The 1,334-nt window shown below is 60.7% G+C and carries 1 pseudogene; it reads left to right on the plus strand.

The window, feature by feature from the left end:
* Positions 1–206: 206 nt before the first annotated feature.
* Positions 207–1,080, plus strand: a pseudogene (locus tag CDN38_RS28225) (transposase family protein); the annotation flags it as partial.
* Positions 1,081–1,334 lie beyond the last annotated feature (254 nt).

Below are 1,334 nucleotides of genomic sequence, written 5' to 3' on the forward strand. Positions count from 1 at the left end.
TCCCCCTAACCATCCCCGCGTAGCCACAAACACAAACCAGAAAACCAATAAAACCCCAGTTCAGAGCCAAAATCTCTTACCAAACAGCCTTAACTTCGGATTAATAGGCGCCGTGGTGGGTGTCGAAATGCGGAAAGTGCCCTCTGAGCTGGGATGATTGATGTTCTTCAGGCATTAGCCAAACCCATTTCGGAAAGGCACTTCCAGTGCAAGTGTCCCACAAGTTCGCACCCGATTCTGCGGTGTTCGATCACGACAAACTCGTGTCGTGTGCCGGATTGCTGCCGGTGATGGCCTTGGCTGAGCAAGGCCGGATTATCTGAGTTGCTGGCCGAAAAGGTTCACATCGCAAAACCGAGGATCAAGTCCGGGTCAGCCAATCTGGCGCCGAAACTGTCTACGGTGATCGTGGAAATGTACGCCGGCGCAGACAGTTTCGATGATCTCGACGTCGTGCGCTGTAGTGGCATGAAGGTTGTCGGTGGAGTTTACGCCACCGTCGACATTCGGAACTTTGTTGCGCGAGTGGAGCTTCGGTCATGCCCGCCAATTGGCGTTGGTACTGCGCGATCACTTGGCTGGATTGTGCGATCGGGTGGATCTGCTACCTGGAGCCGATGTGGGCGCCTTCGTCGACATCGATTCGCTGCTGCGCCCGGTCTACGGTCACGCCAAACAGGGCGCCTCCTACGGGCACACAAAGGTCGCTGGCCGGGCCTGTCCCCGCTGGTCACCGATCAGCATCCACGCCGCCGGTCATCACCGGGGCGCGGCTACGCGCAGGCCGGTCGGGTTCGGACCTGATCGACGGCAGCCTGGCGTACATCCCCTCACGGACGCTTCGGCGCCAACTCCGCCTGGATCCTCTGCGCAGCGATCGCCCACAATCTGCTGCGCGCCGCGGCAACACTGGCCGATCAGAGCTACGGCGTGGCCCGCGGTGCAACGCTGCCGCGCAGGATCGTCCGCATTCCCGCCCGCCTGACCCGACCGCAACGACGACCCATCCTGCACCTGCCCAGCTACCGGCCATCGGCGCAAGCATGGCTTCGCTTGTGGGACAACATCATCAATCCCCCCACCGCTAGCCACAGCCGCCTAACCACCGCCAAAAGGCTCGACCGGAATACGACAGCAAAAGCTGGACAGACCAGTAACTCCCGCACGCCCCAGAGCCCAAAATCATGATCAACTACTCTCACAACCACTCAGCCCGGCCCGTCGGTGGGATCAAGGTCTAACGGGGTTTCACCCCAGCCCGACGAGGCATGTCGTGGTCAGCTTTGGTCTTGGGGCTCCGGTCGGATGGGGTTGAGACCGTGACCGGCGGACCG

Origin of the sequence: Mycobacterium ostraviense, from assembly GCF_002705925.1 — a bacterium.
Classification (GTDB): Bacteria; Actinomycetota; Actinomycetes; order Mycobacteriales; family Mycobacteriaceae; genus Mycobacterium; species Mycobacterium ostraviense.